Source organism: Allomesorhizobium camelthorni (genome assembly GCF_011045125.1).
In the GTDB taxonomy this organism is placed as follows: domain Bacteria; phylum Pseudomonadota; class Alphaproteobacteria; order Rhizobiales; family Rhizobiaceae; genus Allomesorhizobium; species Allomesorhizobium camelthorni.
The window spans coordinates 1-1733 of record NZ_JAAKZF010000226.1; the positions used below are offsets into that span (position 1 = coordinate 1).

2 protein-coding genes are annotated in these 1733 nt (G+C 60.1%); both read left to right on the forward strand.

Going from position 1 to position 1733, the window contains the following annotated elements:
* The coding region (locus tag G6N73_RS35465; RefSeq protein ID WP_165034507.1) for a TlpA disulfide reductase family protein at positions 1-1039 on the forward strand (1039 nt) is incomplete at its 5' end.
* Positions 1040-1402: 363 nt separating this feature from the next.
* The gene (gene groES, locus G6N73_RS35470; RefSeq protein ID WP_023802596.1) at positions 1403-1699 is read left to right on the forward strand and encodes a co-chaperone GroES; all 297 of its coding nucleotides are present in this window, start codon (positions 1403-1405) and stop codon (positions 1697-1699) included.
* Positions 1700-1733: the final 34 nt, after the last annotated feature.

Here is a 1733-nt window from a genome sequence, read left to right on the forward strand (position 1 = left end):
CGTGGCGGCGATGCCCCATCTGGTGCAGCTGCAGGAGAAACACAAGGACAGCGGACTGGAGGTCGTCGGAGTCGCGGCACATGAAGCCGCTCCAACGGCCGTTGAGGCCCGAACCAAGCTGGACGCGTGGTTGACCGAAAAGTGCTCGAATCTGAACTATCGGATCGCGTTCGACCACACAGGCGAAATGAACAGGCTTTGGATGGAACCCAGCTTGGCTGTCGGGATTCCGACCTCGTTCGTGGTCGACCGGGACGGCCACATCGCCTTTATCGGTCATCCGATGCAACTCGATGAGGTTTTGCCGAAGGTGCTCAGCGGCAGCTGGCGCACCAGCGATCAAGCGAAAGCCGCCGATGCGGAGCGGATCGCGACAAGCGAACCCCTAGCGCGCGAACAGGCGTTGAAGAAGCCGATCAATGAGAGATATTGGGCGGCGGTGAAGACAGAGGATTGGAAGACGGCGCTCTCGGCAATCGAAGAGGGCATCGCCTTGACGCCGGACGACATCAATTTCCGCCAGGCTCATGTGCATTTGTTGCTTCACAGAATGCGCGACATGCGCGCCGGTTTGCCGGTCATACGCCAATTGGTTCGCGACGCGATCGACAGAAACTCCGAGCATTGGATGATCGTGGCGCTAGACCAACTCTTCCATCCGAACCTTGATCATTCGCGCTTTCCGTCTGCTGAGCGCTTCGCGATGGGCAAGGAGCTGTCCGAACACATGCTGGCACTCAATCCCCCGCAAGGCGACGGCCGTAAGTTCCTGTCTTATCCGGCGGTCGCCCGGTACCATCATGAGAGCGGCAACAAAGATCGCGCGATCGAGTTGATCGAGCTGGCGCTGAAGTCGCTGGACGGTCCAGAGCCTATCGCGGACGGACTGAAACAGCACCTTCTACCGGATTTGCTGCAGGCCCTGGCCAACTACAAGGGTGAGAAGGTTTGTTACGGCGCTCTCTGTGCGGCTCCGCAAAAGGATCCTCCCAAAAGGTCAAAGCGGCGGCCGCGGAGGAAACCTAAGAAGGAGCGATAGTCGGAATGCCTTACTGGCCAATTCGTCCATTTCCCTGGCGTGGGTGTGCGGTCGGCCCAGGTGTCCAGCCCAGCCTCGCCGTCATCCGCAAACACGTGACCGACCAAGGAGAAGACGTCCCTGATCACCTCACCAAAAAAACCGCCGCCGCAGGTCTCCCGGACCCATCAAAGATGGCGCTCGAGTAAGGCTTGGCAACATGAAGACGGTTGCTCAGCCGGCTCGGCGCTGCCGGCCGATCCACCTGCTCCCACAGGCGGGGAAGACGGGGACGCAGCCGGCCGCCTATCTCAGCGCCACGTTAGCATTCGCAAGCTCCGGCAACGGAGAACCGTTCAACATCCGCACCAGGGACATCCAAAAATGGCAAAATCGAATTTCCGGCCGCTGCACGACCGCGTGGTCGTTCGCCGCGTCGAATCCGAAGCAAAGACCGCCGGCGGGATCATCATTCCCGACACCGCAAAGGAAAAGCCGCAGGAAGGCGAGATCATCGCCGTCGGCTCCGGCGCGCGCGACGAAGCGGGCAAGCTTGTTCCGCTCGACGTCAAGGCTGGCGACCGCATCCTGTTCGGCAAGTGGTCCGGCACCGAAGTGAAGCTCAATGGCGAAGACCTTCTGATCATGAAGGAATCCGACATTATGGGCATCATCGGCTGAACCGCCGAAACCCATTTCGCCTCTTCAACAGACC

Coding starts and splice junctions, on each gene's coding strand:
- groES (WP_023802596.1), top strand. CDS start 1,403: ATGGCAAAATCGAATTTCCGGCCGCTGCACGACCGCGTGGTCGTTCGC.